Raw genomic sequence first — 16727 nt, 5'->3', positions numbered from 1 at the left:
CATATCCCCCACCCCATAAGGATCCCTTTGGGTGCCTGTAGACTTGCAGGCATGGATCCTCGCAGACTCGTGATCTTCAACAGGGTGGTCACCAAAGGCTCGATTGGTGCTGCGGCGCGTGAGCTCGGCTGGACTCAGCCCGCGGTTTCTCAGCACATCGCGGCCCTCGAAAAGGACACGGGCATGCAGCTCGTCGTGCGCGGTTCGGGTGGCGTGACCCCCACCGAGGCGGGGGCACGTCTCGCCGTGCACGCCGCCGCCATCACCCAGAACCTCGAAGCGGCGGAAACGGAAATGAACGATCTCGCCGCCCTGAAGAAGGGGCTCGTGCGCTGCGCGGCCTTCCCCTCGGCCGCCGCGATGCTTCTACCGCCAACCCTCGCGCGCATGGATAAGGATTACCCCGGCATCGAGCTCGGTTTCACCGAGTGCGAGCCACCAGAGGCGCTCGAAGGGGTACGCGGCAATAACTTCGACGTGGCAATGATCTTCCGCTACGCGCAAACCTCGGCTGACGAAAACGAGTCACTCGAGTGGACGCCCATACTCGCCGACCCTGTGCGCCTCATTCTGCCGCGAGATCATCCCCTCGCTTCGCGCGATGACATCTCGATGAGGGACCTGAAGAACGAGGCGTGGGTTGCGGGATGCGATCGCTGCAGCGCGAACCTCCGCCACCACGCGCAGGTCGCGGGCTTCACGCCAAACATTCGGTACTGCACGGACGATTCGACGGTTGCCCAGCGCCTCGTGGGGCACGGCACTGGCGTCGTGGCGCTCCTCCCCGAAATCGCGCTTGAGGCCTACCCCAACGACACGGTCGTCATCAAAGAAGTCACCGAGCTCGACAATCGCGTGATCGGAATCGTGAACCGGCCCGGCGCCCTCAAGATTCCCGCGATCGCGGCCTTCGTGAACACGCTTCGCCACAACGCGAACGCCCACGGCTGCACGCTCACCCACGCCCACGTCCACCTTGATACGGGCGATCTCAGTGATCTCGAGGCGCTCGCCGACATCGAGGCCAGCGCGCGGGAAGGAGCCGAACAATGACCACTCGCAATCGCTCGCAAGGCCCATCCGCGATCCGCCTGTGGGCACGCACATTCATGTTTCTGCTCGTGGGTGCCATCGCCGCGGCGATCTGCGCGTACTACGGGTGGTGGATCACGATGACGATCATCCTCGTGCCGACGCTCTTCTTCGCGTGGTGGGTCTCCCCCGTCCGCAAGGGCCAACACACGCCGTGGCTCGAGGCGCTGCAACGCCGCGCCCCGGATCACGCGATCATCGTGTGGTCACCGGTCAGCAGGCACAGTGCGCAGATCCAGATCGGCCTTCAGCCAACCGACCCCCGCACAACCTGGGTGAACTTCCACCAGGACACCGAGGCATGGGCGTTCGCGCAGCAGCACGGCGGTTTCGCGGCGCTGCCCATCGCTCTCGTGGGTGAGACGATCCTTGAGGGTGCAACCTCGGGTCAAGTGTTCGACGCCCTTGAGAGCGAGCCCGCCGCGGGCACGAACGAACCCGGCGAAGAGCCCCCGCGCTAGATCCAGTCGAGGAAGCGGCGCACGTACTCGTCCCACACCGCCCATTCGTGGGCGCCGGGCGTGTACGTCACCTCGTGAGCGTGGCCGCGCTCCTCGAGCGTGCGCACGAATGTGCGCGTCTCTTCGAGCAGGAAATCCTCCGTCCCACACCCGATCCAGAGCCGCGGGAGCGATCCCGGCTCGGCAGCGCGCGCGAGCGCATTCACGTCATCGATGGCGGGGAACGCACCCTGCTCAACGCCCTCGAAGAACGACTCATACACGCTGCCCGCCTCGGGCGTGAGGCCCTGCCCCCACACGCGCGCGGGCATCGCATGCCCGAACTCGGTGTAGTCGCGCTGGGCGACCGCGAGCGCGCCCGAGAATGAGCCTGCCGCAGCGAAGCGTTCGGGCTGGTTGAGCGCGAGTTTCATCGCGCCGAAGCCTCCCATCGAGAGGCCGGCAACGAACGTGTCCTCGCGAGCCGTCGAGACGCGGAAGGTCTGTTTAATGAGGGCGGGAAGCTCCTCGCTTACGTACGTCCAGTACTTTTCACCGAGCACTTCATCGGCGTAAAACGAACGGCGGACCTCGGGCATGACCACGCAGATCCCCTTCGCGGAGGCGTAGCGCTCGATGCTCGTACGGCGCGTCCATCCCGTGCAGTCATCGCTTAGACCGTGTAGGAGGTACAGGACCCGAACGTGCGGCTCGCCGTTGTTGTCGAGGTCGATCCCTCCCGTCATGCCGATCTGGCCGTCGGTCTGCTGCGGGTAGAGCACCACGGCGCTCGTGCCCATGCCGAGGGCGGGCGAGTGGAAATCCATGCGTGAGTGAATCATGGCTCCAGCGTAGCCGCCGAACAGAACTCGTCTTTCGCGCTCTTGCCCACGAGGATCGTGAGGGTCTGAGGGTTCGAGGTTACCGTGGTGCCGTCGGGCTTCACCGCCTTGTAGGTGAAGGTCAGGGTGTACGTGCCCGGCTTGGTGAAGGCCCACGCGGTGTGCGCGTGTGTGGGGCCCTCGATCGGGAGGGAATGCGGGGCCCCCTTGCGCGAGGCCAGCAGTGTCCTCGGTTTTCCGCCGAGGCCGTCGGGCACGAAGAGCGACACGTCGCCGGGACCCGTGGCCTTCTCGAGCGTCAATTCGTAGGAGGCAAAGTCTCCTTCCTTGACGCGTTCGGTGCTGTACCCGGGCCAGGGCAGGGAGGGATTCTGCGAGAACGGGAGCACCCACGTCGGTTTGCTCACGGGCGCGAGAATGCCGTCCCATTCCTTGCCAGCCTGCGCCTTGGTGCGCGCCTCCTTGGCGGCATCGCTCACGACAAGGGCAATCTCGCCGCCATCGCGATCGACGGTATTTTTCGCGCCGATTCGGCTGTCGTCCTTGATCGTTGAGCTCACGCCGTTCGCATCGCCCTGGAGGGCGAGATCGAGGTGACCGTGGTCGATCAGGAGGCGGTCGCGGCACGTTGGCGCCCCTCCGGGAGTGGGCGGGTCCGACGGCTGCGAAGGGTCGGGCTGCGGCTGATCATCGCCCGGCGATGTCGCCCCATCCGGACTCAACTCGAATGCCTTCTTAAAGGTGTCGCGTGCGTTGAACGCGGGCGCGAGGGTCACCGAGGTTTTCTTGGCGTTGCACACGAGCGGATGCGGAGTGAGGCTGACCTTGAGCGCATCGCCATTGTCGAGGTAGCTGCTCGGGACGCTGAGGGTGGCTTTGCCGCCGCGAATCGCGGTATCAAACGTCGTATTGGGCAGGTCGTCTTTTTCGGAGCTGTACTGGCCAAGCGAGACGAAGCCCGTGAATTGAGGGTCATCGACCGTCACCGTGAGCGCGTGGGCTCCGTTGCTCGCGGGTGCGAAGGTGGCGGATACGCGGCGCGAGCCGATGCTCAGTTCCTTCGCGTCGAATTTTTCGGATTTTTCGGCATGCGGCGCACGTGGCTCTGCGCTTTCGCCCGTGCTAGCCTTACCGTCCTTGAGCGAGAGCGGCGCCGAGGTGTAGCGGAGCGTGCCGGATTCATCGCGAACGTTGACCTGATACTGGGACGCATCGGCGGGAAGGAGTTCATGGAAGCCCGCGTAGCCGTGCGAAAGGCCGACGGTCGCGAGGTGAAAGCCGTTGATGGTGAATTCTGCGGTGCCCTTCTCGACTTCCGGGGTGCGGACCTCGAGCGTGTGGAGCTTGCCTTGAACTGCCGAGTCCTTGCCCTCGACGCCGGTGGCGGGGGCGATCGTCAATCCGCGTTTCGCCGGCGAGGGTGTCTTTTCGGCGATGCTTGTCATCGCGGCTCCGGGGCGGTTGCCGCCCACTTGCCACTGGGTCGTGTATTCCTTCGTCGCCAATAGCGCACCGCTTTTGGTGCGTGCGCTTGCGCGATACGTGAGCTCGTAGCGGCCCGGTCGAGAGAACGTGGTGTAGTTGTGGGTGTGCGTCCCGGCAGTGAGGAGCGCGCTGCGGTAGCGGGAGTTGCTGCTGCTGAGCATGCGGGTCAGGTATCCGCTTTCTCCTTCGCCGCCCGGACTCCAGCGGAACTGTTCGACGCGGCCCGGCCCCTTGACTTCGACGAGATCGAGCGTGAAGGCTCCGTCACGGAAGTTTTCGATCGGCACGCCCGTGTCCGCACCAAACCCTGCCCAGATCGGGTCGTGCGGGAGGTTGGAGATCATGGGCGACATGAAGAGTTCGGTCCCGGGTTTTCCGAGGAAGTCGAGCTCGGGCGCGTTCTTCGGAACGGTGAAGATGAAGTTTTGCTTGCCGTCTCGCGTATAGCCGTGGCCGAGGTTGTGGATCGCCGTGTCGATCGGTCGCCTCTCTCCCTTGGCTTCGGTTTCGAGGCTCAAATGACCGTCTTTGTAGAAAACCTTGGGGCTATCGACGTGGCCCTTTTCGGCGACGAAAAGGGAGGAGTCGTGCGGAGTCTCGCCCGGCGCGGCGCTTGCGGGCGGAGTGTGGAGCGGGGCGATTGCGAGAGTAACGGCGGCGACGGTTGCCGCCATCGTGACGAAGAGGCGTCGAGACTTCGAGGCCCGTGGCGTTGTGAGGGACATGGCTTCTTTCTCGGCTGGGCGCCGCGGAACTCGGCGCGTGAACAGGTGGGCACCACCCTACACTCATGAGAACGGTTCTCATCTAGATGTTGACGACCGTTCACTTCGTGAAACAGCGCACACGAAACCGCCGCCGTCCCTAGGATTGTGTACATCATGCAGAACAGTGCCGCTCCCCCGCACCCACACCCCATGATTCGCCTGTGGGGCATTGTGAAACCCATCCGCACAAGGCTCGTACTCGGCCTTTTGTGCGCGATTGGAAGCGCGGTCCTCGGCCTCATGATCCCGCAGGTGCTCGAGCGTCTCGTCAACTCCGACCTCGTCCAGGGTGGCACCGCTACAGCCGTGTGGACCGCGGGCGCAACCGTGCTCGTGCTCGGCATTTTCGAGGCGCTCCTCCTGTTCCTCCGCCGCGTATTCGCGCTCGTTCCCGCGACCGGGATCGAACGTGACATGCGCACCGATCTGTACGACAAGATCCAGGACATGCCCGTCACCTTCCACGACCAATGGAGTTCGGGGCAGCTACTGTCGCGCGCGATGAGCGACACGAATCTCATCCGCCGCTGGATCGCGTTCGGCGTCATCATGGGCGTGACCACAGCCGTCACAACCATCGTGGGTATCGCGCTACTCATCCGCGCGAGCTGGATCCTCGCTCTAGTGTTCGTCGCAGCGGCCATCCCAATCGGGGTCTTCTCTTTCCGCTTCAACCGGCAGTTCTCCACCCTCTCTCGCCTCTCGCAGGATCAAAACGGCGACCTCGCCACCACAATCGAACAATCCGTACAGGGTATCCGCGTACTCAAAGCCTTCGGCCGCGGCCCCACGGCCCTCGAACAGTTCACCCTCCAGGCCGATGAGCTTCGCGGAACCGAGGTCAAAAAGGCCACCGCGATCGCGCGCTTCGACATGCTCATGTACGGCCTTCCCGAGATTGCCACCTCCATCAGCCTCCTGCTCGGCATCTACCTCACCGCCCACGGCCACATGAACCTCGGTCAACTGAGCGCCTACTTCGTGACGGCCGTGCTCGTCACGGGCCCCGTGCGCATGCTCGGCCAGCTGTTCGGCATGCTCATCAACACAAACACGGCCCTCGACCGTTACTTCGAAGTCATGGACGCCGCGAACACGATCACCGACCCCGAGCACCCAAGAGTCGAACCCGGACGCACATTCGAGGGGCGCCTCGCCCTCCACGACGTCCACTTCCGCTACTCCGATTCGCCTGCGCACATGCCTGACCTCCTCGACGGCGTGAGCCTCGAGATCGAACCGGGCGAAACGATGGCGCTCGTGGGAATTACCGGCTCCGGCAAATCGACCCTGCTCCAGCTTGTGCCACGCCTCTACGACGTCACCTCGGGCTCGATCACGATCGACGGCTACGACGTGCGCGACATCCCCCTCGACACCCTCCACCGGATCACGGCATTCGCATTCGAGGACGCCACGCTTTTCAGTGACTCCGTACGCGACAACGTGCTGCTCGGTGCTCCCGGGTACGAAAGAACCGTCGAAACCGTGGAGTTCGCGGACAGGCTCTTTGGTTCCGACGGCACCGTGCCCCCGGTGACGCGCACGTCCACGCGAAGCGCCAAGCTCGACCGGGCCCTCGAACTCGCCCTCGACACAGCCGACGCACGCTACGCCTACGACCTGCCCGAAGGCGTCGAGACCCACATCGGCGAGGAGGGAATGAGCCTTTCTGGCGGGCAGCGTCAGCGCCTCGCACTCGCCCGCGCTATCGCCGCGAAACCCACGGTGCTCCTCCTCGACGATCCGCTCTCTGCCCTGGATACGAAAACCGAGGAGCGCGTCACGGAGCGGCTGCGAGAGGTGCTCTCGCACACGACAACTCTCATCGTCGCGCACCGCACGTCGACCGTGGCGCTCGCGGACCGCGTCGCACTCCTCGAAGATGGCCGCATCACGGCCGTCGGCACACACACGCAGCTCATGGCCTCGAGCGAACGCTACCGCTACGTGATCGCGAATCAGGAAGAAGAGGCGCGAGGAAACCGAAACCTGACGCGGGTCGCGACAGAAACGGGAAGCCTCGAGGTCGCTGAGATTCGCGAAGCGGTTGACGAGAAGGGAGGTGCGCAGTGAGCCAGGCAGTCGAAGAGGAAGATCACGAGCTCACGAAGGAAGAAAACCGTGCCTCGCGCAAGCGCTCGCTTACGCTGCTGCGCGAGCTGCTCGCGCCCGAAAAGGGTTCGATCGTGCTTGTCGCCATCATGGTGGTTCTCGCGCAGGCCGCTGTCGTGGCAGGTCCCGCGATTCTCGCGTGGGGCATCGATAATGGGCTTCCTGCCCTGATCGACGGCGACGCTCTGCCCGCACTCGGCGCGGCCGGTCTCCACGCGACCTGCGCGATCGTTGCCGCGGCCCTCACGTTCGTCTTTACGCGCCAGTCCTCCGTCATCGGCCAGCGGCTCCTGCTCGAGCTGCGCCGCCGCGTTTTCCGGCACACGCAGCGCCTTTCCCTCGAGTTCCACGAACGCTATACCTCCGGGCGCATCGTCTCTCGCCAAACGTCCGACATGGAGGCCCTGCGCGAGCTTCTCGAGTTCGGCGTGCCGATCCTCATCGGCTCAAGCCTCTCGATGGTTCTCACGGCCGCCTCGATCGTGGCAATGGACTGGCCCACGGGCCTCATCATGCTCGTGCTGCTCATCCCCTGCATCGCCCTCACCGTGTGGTTCCAGGTGCGCTCGCGCATCGCCTATCGCGGCATGCGCACCCACTCGGCAGCCCTCATCGTGCAGTTCGTCGAGGCGATGAACGGTATCCGCGCCGTCAAGGCCTTCCGCAAGGAGGAATCGAACTCGCGCGAGTACCGGGCGCTCGCGGAAAACTACCGCCGCGCGACCCTCAATTCGATCTCCGTGTTTGGCATCTACCAGCCCGCGCTGCGCCTCCTCGCGAACGTCACCGTCGCGGCGGTTCTCGTCGTCGGCGGCTTCCGCGTCCTCGCGGGTGACTTGAGCGTGGGTGTGCTCCTCGCGCTCGTGCTGTACGCGAGGCGCTTCTTCCAGCCCGTCGATGAGATCGCGAACTTCTACAACTCGTTCCAGTCGGCCACGGCGGCACTCGAGAAGATCAGTGCGCTTTTGTGGGAGGTTCCGACGGTTGCCGAGCCCACCACCGCTCACGCGAAATCCATCGCGAGCGGCCGCGGGGCAATTCAGTTCACGGGGGCCGAGTTCCGCTATAGCGAGGATGGTCCCCTCGTGCTCAAGCCTCTCGATCTTTCGATTCCCGCAGGCCAGACCGTCGCACTCGTCGGGCAGACGGGTGCGGGCAAGTCGACCATCGCGAAGCTCGTCTCGCGTTTTTACGACGTCACGCAGGGCTCCGTGGAGCTCGACGGCGTGGATCTTCGCGACCTCACGAGCGCGGAGCTCACACACAATGTGGTCATGGTGACCCAGGAGGCGTACCTGTTCAGCGGCACCGTTGCCGACAACATCGAGTTAGGGCGGCCCGGCGCAAGCCGCGAAGAGATCGTGCGCGCGGCCAAAGCGATCGGCGCGCACGAATTCATCGAGGCCCTCCCCTACGGCTACGACACCGACGTGAGCAAGCGCGGCGGGCGCGTCTCCGCTGGTCAGCGCCAGCTCATTTCGTTCGCGCGTGCGTTCCTCGCGAACCCGAACGTCCTCATCCTCGACGAAGCGACGAGTTCGCTCGACTTGCCGAGTGAACGCCTCGTGCAAGAGGGCCTCACGAAGCTCCTCGGCAACCGCACGGCGATCATCATCGCTCACCGCCTCTCGACCGTCATGATCGCGGACCGTGTGCTCGTGCTCCACGATGGGGTCGTGGTCGAAGACGACGCCCCCGGGGCGCTCATCGAGCAGGGAGGCCGCTTCGCTGCCCTCTACAAGGCGTGGCAGGATTCGCTCTAGGGTTCCTCGGCTGCGGCCCCTCGCCCCAAAATCGCCTCGCGAAAAAGCCCAAGCGCACCGCGCATTTCCACTTCTTCGTCGAGTCCGAATCCATACTCCTCGAAGTCCTCACGACGAGGAAAGTCGGGATGTTCCGGGTCAAGAAGCGCGGCAAGAATAGTGAATTCAAGACCTGGATCGTTGTGCCTCGCCATATCAAGGATTTCCGGGCACATCCACCTGCCGTCGAGCACTATCGCGGCTACGTCCATGTAGTCGCGTTGCTCATGGCGACTATAGAGGGCCGTCATTTTTGATCCCACGCAGTCCCTTATGTCGAGAACAGGACCAATAGGCAGCTCGGTCGGTGGAAACCCCCGCCAATCGATGCCAAGATCAAACCCGACCTCGTGTCCCTCCCAAAGAATTCGGCCGTCGACAAAAGACTGGAACTCACGCCCGATAATCAGCTCTGCTCCTTTCTCGAGCAGAGCTGAGCGGAGGCGAGGCACGATCTCTGGCACCTTGCCAGCGAACTGATCGGTAGCAAAAAGATCAACGTCTCGCGTAGGACGCGAAATGACTCGGTGCTCAGAAAGTGCACCCGCGCCGGTCAAAACGAATCCGGTGTCGCGTAGTGCGGAGAGCATTACCCGGGCGACCTCGCGCCTAATATCCTCGTCCATTGCCTCTACCTCCGTCGGCGTTGCTCAATCTCAGGAAATCGCCGCGCCCAAGAATCGACGATGCGAATGTCGAGCGCGAGGGTCGGCCAGTCATGAAGGAGGAGATCACGGTTGAGAAAAGCGGTGAAATGTTCTTGGCGGCCATTGGAAAGAACCGCCTGGTAGAGGCGACGACGCTGCCGCTCATTCGACACGTCAAACGTGGTGCGCAACCCCGACCAATGAACGTCCACGGGTGGAGTGAGCAAACCTTCCGACGGCCCTCTGAGTTCCTCGAGCGAATCCGCGACCTCGAATGGCTTGACGTCTCGAAAGCGCACACGCTTTTCAGCCTGATTCGTCGCCATGAACTGCTCCTTTTCCTAGTTCCATGAGTCGCATCGAGGTTGTCGCTGCACGCTCGAGGTTGCGCGGACCGTCATTGAGGGCCTCTTCGAGAGTCGTCACTCCCTGCACGATCGGCACGAGAGCGCTCACACCATGAGCGTAAAGCACCTCGGCGCCCTCGCCAATGCGTCCCGCGAAGGCCACGCACGGCGCGCTGTGGCGCTGCGCAAGTGCGGCAACACCCGCGGGGGCCTTACCGTTAAGCGTCTGCGCGTCAATCGATCCCTCGCCGGTGAGGACAAGATCAGCGTGCGCAATCGCTCGCTCGAGGTTCACCGTGCGCGCGACGAGATCGAAACCAGGCTCGAAACGAGCATCGAGGAACGTCGCGAGGGCCCAGCCGAGCCCACCCGCGGCGCCAGCACCGGGCTTGGCTGCGTGGGCGCGGGCGCCAAGGGAGGGGGCCGACGCTTCCGCAGCCTCCACGAGTTCCCCGAGGAAACCCTCGAGCTTCGCCACCGTGGCGGGATCCGCTCCCTTTTGCGGGCCGAAAATCGCGCTTGCCCCACTCGTACCGAGGAGCGGGTTCGTCACGTCGCACGCGACCTCGATGCTGACCTCAGAGAGCCGAGGATCGAGGCCGCTCACGTCGATGCGGGCAAGGCGCCCGGCTAGAGAGGCGGGTACGGGGGGAAGCGGGCGACCGTCGGAATCAAGAAAACGCGCGCCGAGCGCACCGAGCATCCCCACCCCGCCATCATTCGTTGCGGAGCCGCCGATGCCGATGATGAGCCGGCCGCCGCCGCCAAGCCGATCGAGCGCGGAGGAGATGAGTTCGCCGACGCCGCGCGTGCTCGCCCTCATTGGGTCGCGCTCCCCCGGTTGAAGGTGCATGAGGCCCGCGGCGCTCGCCATCTCGAGGACCACTGTGGACGGCTGCGCGCCTGAGGCGAAGGCGTACTCGGCGCTCACAGGGCGGCCGAGCGCATCCGACACGGTGACGGAATGGAGGGTGGCCCCGAGCGCTGTCCCGAGGGAGGTGGTGAATCCCTCGCCACCGTCGGACACCGGAGCGAGCGTGCATGCCGCCCCGGGAACAACTGCGCGCACTCCTCGCGCGATCGCCTCAGCTGCCTCGCGCGCACTCATCGACTCTTTAAAGGAATCGGGCGCGATCAGAACCCTCACCGCGGGCCTCCCTGCTCCTGCCCTTTTAAACCGGGGCGTTCTTCGACAGCTCTCTCACAGAGAAACTACCGCTCCTCCCGACGAAACCGTCAAGGGGGTAACGTGGAATTATGTCGCAAACTGAGAACCCCGAGTCGACCCTGCCTTCGAGTCCCCGCGAAATTCTCGAAGCTCTCGTGCGCATCGACAGCACCTCCCACACCGGGAACCTCGACACGATCATGCTTCTGCAGCGGATCTTCGCGAGCAAGGGCGTCACCACCCACGTGTTCCGCGAGGAGGACGGTCTCGATGCGAACCTCGTGGCCGTGTTCCCCGCGGCGGGGGAAACCGCTGGTGATAGTACAGACCGTGCGGCAAAGGACGTACTCGGAGAGAAGTACGCAACGGGTCGCGGCGGTGTCGACAGGCTCGACGGCGACGCACACGCCGCTCCCGCGCGCGACACCGAACGCCGGGGCATCCTCATCGCGGGCCACACCGATTGCGTGCCCGTCACGGGACAGGACTGGATCAGCGCGCCCTTCGAGCCCACCGAGCGGGACGGAAAACTCTATGGCCGCGGCACCGCCGACATGAAGGGGTACCTCGCGACCTTCACGGCCCTCGCCGACCGTTTCCTCGCGGCCGAGCTGACCGAACCCGTCTACCTCGCCGCTACGTGGGACGAGGAAACGAGCTGCAACGGTGCGCGTGAGCTCGTCAAGCAACTCGAAACCCTCGATATTGCGCCGCGCATCGCCTACGTTGGCGAGCCCACGATGATGGACGTCGTCACCGCCCACAAGTCCATGAACTCCTTCGAGGCCGATTTTTGCGGCATCGCCGCCCACTCGAGCCTCCTGCCCCGCGGCCTCAACGCGAACCGCTACGCCACGATGTTCACGACCTGGTTTCACGAGGAGATCATCGACCGAGGCATCGCCGACGGCCCGAATGACCCCGCCTTCCTCGTCCCGCACATCACGGGCGGTGTGAACCGCTTTGATGGCGGCAACGCGATCAATACGGTCGGGGCGCACGCCCACCTTCTTTTCGAATACCGCGCCCTCCCGAGCGACGACGCGATCGCGATCGCCCGCCGTATCCAGGCGAAGATCGCCGAAATCGACGCGGACATGAAAAAAGCAATTCCCGCCGATCCGGCCGATCCCGAGCAAGCGAAAAACGTGGGCGCGAGCCTCACGATCCGCACGCTCCTCTACCCGCTCGACTGCGGAACCGAGGGCGAGGCCGCACAGCTCGCGCGCGAGCTCGGCGTGACCATCAGCCCCACGAAGGTCACGTACGGCACTGAGTCGGGCATCTACGAGGCCGCAGGCATGAGCGCCGTCGTGATCGGCCCCGGCGACATCGCCCAGGCCCACGGCGCCAACGAATACGTTGACCTCGAACAAATCGACAAATGCGAGGCGTTCTTCCTCGCCCTCCTCGAGAAGCTGAGCGCCTCGTAGCTCAAGCGTCGCGAGGACCCCACTTCACCACAATCGACCAATCAGAAAGGCACGCAGTGAACAGCAAGCCGGCGTCGAAACAAGACCTGCCCGCGCCCAAGCCGGGCACCCCACGAAAAATCCTTGAGCAGGGAACCTTCCGCGAATACAGCCGCGTCGAAGAAATCCTCACGAAGGAATCGGCGGGCGGCATTGCTCTCGTCATCGCGACGATCCTCGCGCTCATCTGCGCGAACTCCCCGCTCGCGGACCTCTACTTCACCATCCGCGATACCCACTTCGGCTTCGACCTCGGTTGGCTGAACCTCAACCTCTCGGTTGCACACTGGGCAGCCGACGGTCTCCTCGCCGTGTTCTTCTTCCTCGTGGGCCTCGAGCTCAAGCACGAGTTCGTGCGTGGCGACCTGCGCGACCCGAAGCTTGCCCTCGTGCCGATGCTCGCCGCGGCCGGTGGCGTCGCGGTGCCCGCCATCATCTACACGCTCGTGAACCTCGGTGGTCCCGAAGCTTCCCACCACGGATGGGCGATTCCCGCCGCGACCGACATTGCGTTCGCCGTTGCGGTGCTCACCCTGATCGGCTCGAAGCTTCCCGCCGCCCTGCGCACCTTCCTCCTCACCCTCGCCGTTGTCGACGACCTCATCGCCATCCTCATCATCGCGATCTTCTACGCGGAGGAAACGAAGTTCGTGTACCTCCTCGCGGCAATCCCCGTCATCGCGATCTACGCGCTCGTCGCCTACAAGGCTGAGTGGCTGTTCAAGAAGCACTACTCGGCGGCCTGGATCATCCTCTTCCCGCTCGCAATCATCACGTGGATCCTGTTCTACAACTCGGGCGTGCACGCCACCATCGCGGGCGTCGTCCTCGCGTTCTGCGTGCCCGTCCATGCCCGCAGCGCCTACGGCAGCCAGCATTCGCTCGCCGAAACCCTCGAGCACAGGCTTCGCCCGTTCTCGACCGGCGTCGCCGTTCCCGTGTTCGCCTTCTTCAGCGCAGGCGTCGCCGTGGGCGGCTTGAGCGGCCTTCTCGACGCCTGGACCACGACCGTCGCCCTCGGCGTCATCGTGGGCCTCGTGTGCGGCAAGATGCTCGGCATTACGGGCACGACCTTCCTCGTCACGAAGCTGACGAAGGCGAACCTGGACGACGAGATCAAGTGGATCGACCTCATCGGTATGTCGGCAATCGCGGGCATCGGCTTCACCGTGTCGCTTCTCGTTGCTGAGCTGAGCTTCGATCCGTCGAGCCCGCTCGTGGAAGACGCGAAGGTCGGGGTGCTGACCGCTTCGCTCCTCGCCGCAATCGTCGGCTCGATTCTTCTTATCCCCCGCAACAACCACTACAAGAAGATCGCCGAACTCGAATCGCGGGACGAGAACCAGGACGGCATTCCCGACGTGTTCTCCGACGACACCTCGCGCACGTCGCAGCCATAGGGCTTCGCATATCGCCCGCACGAATGGGGCTCGGGTCACACGACCCGGGCCCCATTCGCACCTCAGCCTGTAGTGTGGGTGGCTGGTGTGCCGGGAAGTCTGGTCGGCACGGGCGAGGCCCCGGATGCTTCGCTCGTTGACAATGCCCGCCGAGCCCCAAGGACTCCCATGACGAGCAAGCACAAGAGCCGCACCGACGCGATTCTCGCCCGCGGCACCTATCGCGAACTGACCCGCATCGAAAAAATTCTCACGACCGAGACCACCGGTGGCCTCATCCTCGTCGGAGCGACCATCCTCGCGCTCCTCCTCGCCAACTCCCCTGCCGCCGACGCCTACTTCGCCCTGCGCGACATGCACGTCGGTTTTTCGACAAGCTGGCTGGACCTCGACCTCTCCCTCGCACACTGGGCGGCCGACGGGCTCCTCGCGATTTTCTTCTTCCTCGTGGGCCTCGAACTCAAGATGGAGCTCACGAAGGGAGACCTGCGTGATCCCCGCCGCGCGTTCGTGCCCGTCGCGGCCGCTGCGGGTGGCGTCGCGCTACCGGCCCTTCTCTACTCGGCCATCAATGCGGCAAACCCCGAGACACTCGGTGGCTGGGCGATTCCCGCCGCAACCGACATTGCCTTCGCCGTCGCGGTCCTCGCAATCGTCGGCTCGAAGCTCCCCGCGGCGCTGCGCACCTTCCTCCTGACCCTCGCAATCGTCGATGACCTGATCGCCATCACGATCATCGCCGTGTTCTACTCGAGCGACCTCAAGCTCCACTACCTTGCCTTCGCGCTCATCCCCCTCGCGCTCTACTGGCTGGTCGCCAACAAGGCCGAGGCACTCTTTAAAAAGCACTACAGCGCCGCGTGGTTCGTTCTTCTCCCGCTCGGCCTCATCGTGTGGGCGCTCTTCTACAACTCCGGCATCCACGCGACAATCGCCGGGGTGGCCCTCGCCTTCATGATCCCGGTGAATCCGCTTTCGAAGTACGGCGAGCGCTACTCGCTTGCCGAAACGTTCGAGCACCGTTTCCGCCCGCTCTCCTCGGGCATCGCCGTGCCGATCTTTGCATTCTTTAGCGCGGGCGTCGCCGTCGGCGGCCTCAGCGGGCTCGCCGAGGCGTGGACCTCAAGCGTTGCGCTCGGGATCATCGTCGGTCTCGTCGCAGGAAAGATGCTCGGCATCGTGGGAACAACGTTCATCGTGACACGAATCCGAGGCGCAAACCTCGACCCCGACATCAAGTGGATCGACCTCACGGGTGTCGCGGCGCTCGCCGGCATCGGCTTCACCGTGTCACTCCTCGTGGCCGAGCTCAGCTTCGACGTCGCCAACCCCGCACACGATTGGGCAAAGGTCGGCGTGCTCACCGCCTCGGTGCTCGCCGCGATCGTGGGCGCCGCTATCCTCACGCCGCGAAACGCCCGCTACGCGAAAATCGCCGAGCGCGAGAAGGTCGATGCGAACCGCGACGGCATCCCCGACGTGTTTGCTGACGATTCCTCGCGCACGAAGTAGCCGCGTGCACGGGGCCGCCGCCTCTACTCGGCGGCGCCCTCCTCGCGCTTCGCGTAGTACGCGATGCGGTCGGTATGCACCCAGATGCGTGCCGCGTCCGAGGTGAGCGTGAGAAGCGCGAGGGTGCTCAGCCCAACGCCGAGCAGCTCGGTGGCACTCGCCGCTCCCGCGGGCTCGAGCGCGGCGACGCTAATGCGCGCAAGCGAGTCGAAGGCGAGAAGCGCCATGAGGCCGAGCCTCGCCCACCTGTTGCGGCCAAGCATGAACAGGAACAGCAGGATCTGCCCCGCAACGAGCGCGGTGAAAGGCAGAAGCGGGGCTTCGCCGAGCTGATCGAAGCCGAGGGCGCGCACGATGCCGTCGGCCTGTGCGGCCCCTGCTCCCCGTGCCCACACGAGCCCCCACAGGGCCACCACCGCTGCCACTTCAAACGCGATCATGAGCCCAACGAAACCGATCGATGGGGGCGGCAGGTGGTGATCGCCGACGTTGCGGATGGCCTGCAGGAAATCCGCGCGGGCGCCGTACCATTCGCGCTCGAGCGACTGCATGAGTTCGCGCGGGCGCAGCGAGCGCCCACGCAGGTAGAAGATGCCCGTGGCACGGTTGCGTGGCTGGATCACCGCGGTGGACCCGGTCGAGCGAGCCTCGGCGCCCGTCACGTCAACGACGGGCAAATGGCCGTCCGTGCGAAGCGGATCCCCGCCGCCGTTCCTGTGGTGGTAGGAGGTCGAATAATCCTTGATAACGCCCACGGGGATCGCGTGGTCGGCGTGCAACAGAGTGTCGACGACGTAGTTGCGTTCGACGTCCGTGTTTTCGTCGATCTTGTGCGTGATCTGGAACGTGAACCGCGAGAGGCCCACGCCCCGGTCGTACGTCGCGGCGGCGAGCCACGTGACGCGATGCCCGCCCGGCATGACCCATTTGTGCGGCACTCGCCAGAACCGGATGTGGTGGCGCCTGAGCGTCGTGCCGCCCACCTCCTGCTGGTAGGCGAACTCGTGCCGTCGGCCAAAGAGGAACAGCGAACTCACCGGGGCTTGCGGGTAGGAGCGTCGAAGAAGAAACGAGATCACCGTGCGCCTCGCGCTGTGCAGCGTGTTCTCCTCCGCGAGAACCCATCCGGCCTTGCGCATCGCGACGTGGATATCCTCCGCCGATCCCTCGAACGCGAGGTTCACGGGGTCGCCAAGCAGCCCGTCGGCCGTGCGCGTGCGCCCCATGAAGTAGTCGGGAACGTACACGGCGGTGAGCGCCTGGTGAATGCGCGGGAGAGCGACGTAGGTGAACACGAGCCAAAACACGAGAAGGTTGACGAGGCGCCTCGGGTTGGTCGTGAGGCCCTGCCGCAGAAATACGTAGGCAAGCACGAGCGAGAGAACGGTCGCGAGCAGCACGAATAGGGCGTCAAGCCGAGGGTAGACCTCGAGGCGCGGGCGGTCGTGGCTATGGCCGGCCGCGTGATCATATTCGGGATACGTGAGCGGAACGGGCCGCTTCCACTTCGCGAACCGGGTGCGTTTCGTATGCGGCGGGCGGGGCACGACGCGCGGTTTCTCCGGGAGAACGAGCGGTTGCGACGGTCGCCTCGCCTCAGCGCGTGCGCGCCCCCCGTAAGCCTCCATGCCGCTCATT

The 16727-nt window shown here is 64.8% G+C and carries 13 protein-coding genes; 7 read left to right on the top strand and 6 right to left on the bottom strand.

The window, feature by feature from the left end; translation table 11 throughout:
- Positions 1 to 51: 51 nt before the first annotated feature.
- Both DEHOM01_RS08570 and DEHOM01_RS08565 read left to right on the top strand, forming a co-directional pair.
- On the top strand, positions 52 to 1053 hold the full coding sequence (locus DEHOM01_RS08570; protein ID WP_061212394.1) for a LysR family transcriptional regulator: 1002 nt from the start codon (positions 52 to 54) through the stop codon (positions 1051 to 1053).
- Entirely contained in the window at positions 1050 to 1553 is a 504-nt protein-coding gene (locus tag DEHOM01_RS08565; protein ID WP_061212393.1) for a hypothetical protein, read from the top strand. Before DEHOM01_RS08570 ends, DEHOM01_RS08565 begins: the two co-directional genes overlap by 4 nt.
- Here the strand turns inward: DEHOM01_RS08565 and DEHOM01_RS08560 are convergent.
- Positions 1550 to 2374, bottom strand: a complete 825-nt coding sequence (locus tag DEHOM01_RS08560) for an alpha/beta hydrolase (protein ID WP_061212392.1) — start codon at positions 2372 to 2374, stop codon at positions 1550 to 1552. The two genes, DEHOM01_RS08565 and DEHOM01_RS08560, sit on opposite strands and share 4 nt — an antisense overlap.
- A complete protein-coding gene (locus tag DEHOM01_RS08555) occupies positions 2371 to 4584 on the bottom strand; it encodes a choice-of-anchor M domain-containing protein (RefSeq protein WP_061212391.1) in 2214 nt (737 codons plus the stop codon). The genes DEHOM01_RS08560 and DEHOM01_RS08555 overlap by 4 nt, the downstream gene beginning before the upstream one ends.
- 156 nt (positions 4585 to 4740) lie before the next feature.
- Between DEHOM01_RS08555 and DEHOM01_RS08550 the strand changes: the two genes are divergently transcribed.
- Together DEHOM01_RS08550 and DEHOM01_RS08545 are read left to right on the top strand one after the other, a co-directional pair.
- Positions 4741 to 6702, top strand: coding sequence for an ABC transporter ATP-binding protein (locus DEHOM01_RS08550; RefSeq protein WP_082738820.1), 1962 nt, complete (start codon positions 4741 to 4743; stop codon positions 6700 to 6702).
- Entirely contained in the window at positions 6699 to 8504 is a 1806-nt protein-coding gene (locus DEHOM01_RS08545; protein ID WP_061212390.1) for an ABC transporter ATP-binding protein, read from the top strand. The genes DEHOM01_RS08550 and DEHOM01_RS08545 overlap by 4 nt, the downstream gene beginning before the upstream one ends.
- Here the strand turns inward: DEHOM01_RS08545 and DEHOM01_RS08540 are convergent.
- Genes DEHOM01_RS08540 through DEHOM01_RS08530 form a run of 3 tightly spaced genes read right to left on the bottom strand, consistent with a single transcriptional unit; the run spans position 8501 to position 10684 of the window.
- Positions 8501 to 9169 (bottom strand): nucleotidyl transferase AbiEii/AbiGii toxin family protein, encoded by a 669-nt coding sequence (locus DEHOM01_RS08540; RefSeq protein WP_061212389.1) that lies wholly within the window; start codon positions 9167 to 9169, stop codon positions 8501 to 8503. The two genes, DEHOM01_RS08545 and DEHOM01_RS08540, sit on opposite strands and share 4 nt — an antisense overlap.
- A 5-nt stretch (positions 9170 to 9174) precedes the next feature.
- A complete protein-coding gene (locus DEHOM01_RS08535; RefSeq protein WP_061212388.1) occupies positions 9175 to 9516 on the bottom strand; it encodes a hypothetical protein in 342 nt (113 codons plus the stop codon).
- Positions 9497 to 10684 (bottom strand): glycerate kinase, encoded by a 1188-nt coding sequence (locus DEHOM01_RS08530; protein ID WP_061212387.1) that lies wholly within the window; start codon positions 10682 to 10684, stop codon positions 9497 to 9499. Before DEHOM01_RS08530 ends, DEHOM01_RS08535 begins: the two co-directional genes overlap by 20 nt.
- 110 nt (positions 10685 to 10794) lie before the next feature.
- Here DEHOM01_RS08530 and DEHOM01_RS08525 point away from each other — a divergent pair, with 110 nt between their 5' ends.
- The 3 genes from DEHOM01_RS08525 to nhaA (DEHOM01_RS08515) all read left to right on the top strand — a co-directional run bounded on the left by DEHOM01_RS08525 (position 10795) and on the right by nhaA (DEHOM01_RS08515) (position 15089).
- Positions 10795 to 12138 (top strand): M20/M25/M40 family metallo-hydrolase, encoded by a 1344-nt coding sequence (locus tag DEHOM01_RS08525; protein WP_061212386.1) that lies wholly within the window; start codon positions 10795 to 10797, stop codon positions 12136 to 12138.
- A 56-nt stretch (positions 12139 to 12194) separates the two neighbouring features.
- Positions 12195 to 13577 carry a Na+/H+ antiporter NhaA gene (nhaA, locus tag DEHOM01_RS08520; protein ID WP_245630699.1) on the top strand — a complete coding sequence of 461 codons (1383 nt, stop codon included), beginning with the start codon at positions 12195 to 12197 and terminating at the stop codon, positions 13575 to 13577.
- Between the two features lie 168 nt (positions 13578 to 13745).
- Entirely contained in the window at positions 13746 to 15089 is a 1344-nt protein-coding gene (gene nhaA / locus DEHOM01_RS08515; RefSeq protein WP_061212385.1) for a Na+/H+ antiporter NhaA, read from the top strand.
- A gap of 23 nt (positions 15090 to 15112) precedes the next feature.
- Here nhaA (DEHOM01_RS08515) and DEHOM01_RS08510 read toward each other — a convergent pair whose 3' ends face one another.
- On the bottom strand, positions 15113 to 16717 hold the full coding sequence (locus tag DEHOM01_RS08510; RefSeq protein WP_061212384.1) for an LssY C-terminal domain-containing protein: 1605 nt from the start codon (positions 16715 to 16717) through the stop codon (positions 15113 to 15115).
- Positions 16718 to 16727: the final 10 nt, after the last annotated feature.

Origin of the sequence: Dermabacter hominis NBRC 106157 (assembly GCF_001570785.1) — a bacterium.
GTDB lineage: Bacteria > Actinomycetota > Actinomycetes > Actinomycetales > Dermabacteraceae > Dermabacter > Dermabacter hominis.
The sequence above is the reverse complement of the archived record's forward strand: the minus strand, read 5'-3'. Positions and strand labels throughout refer to the sequence as shown.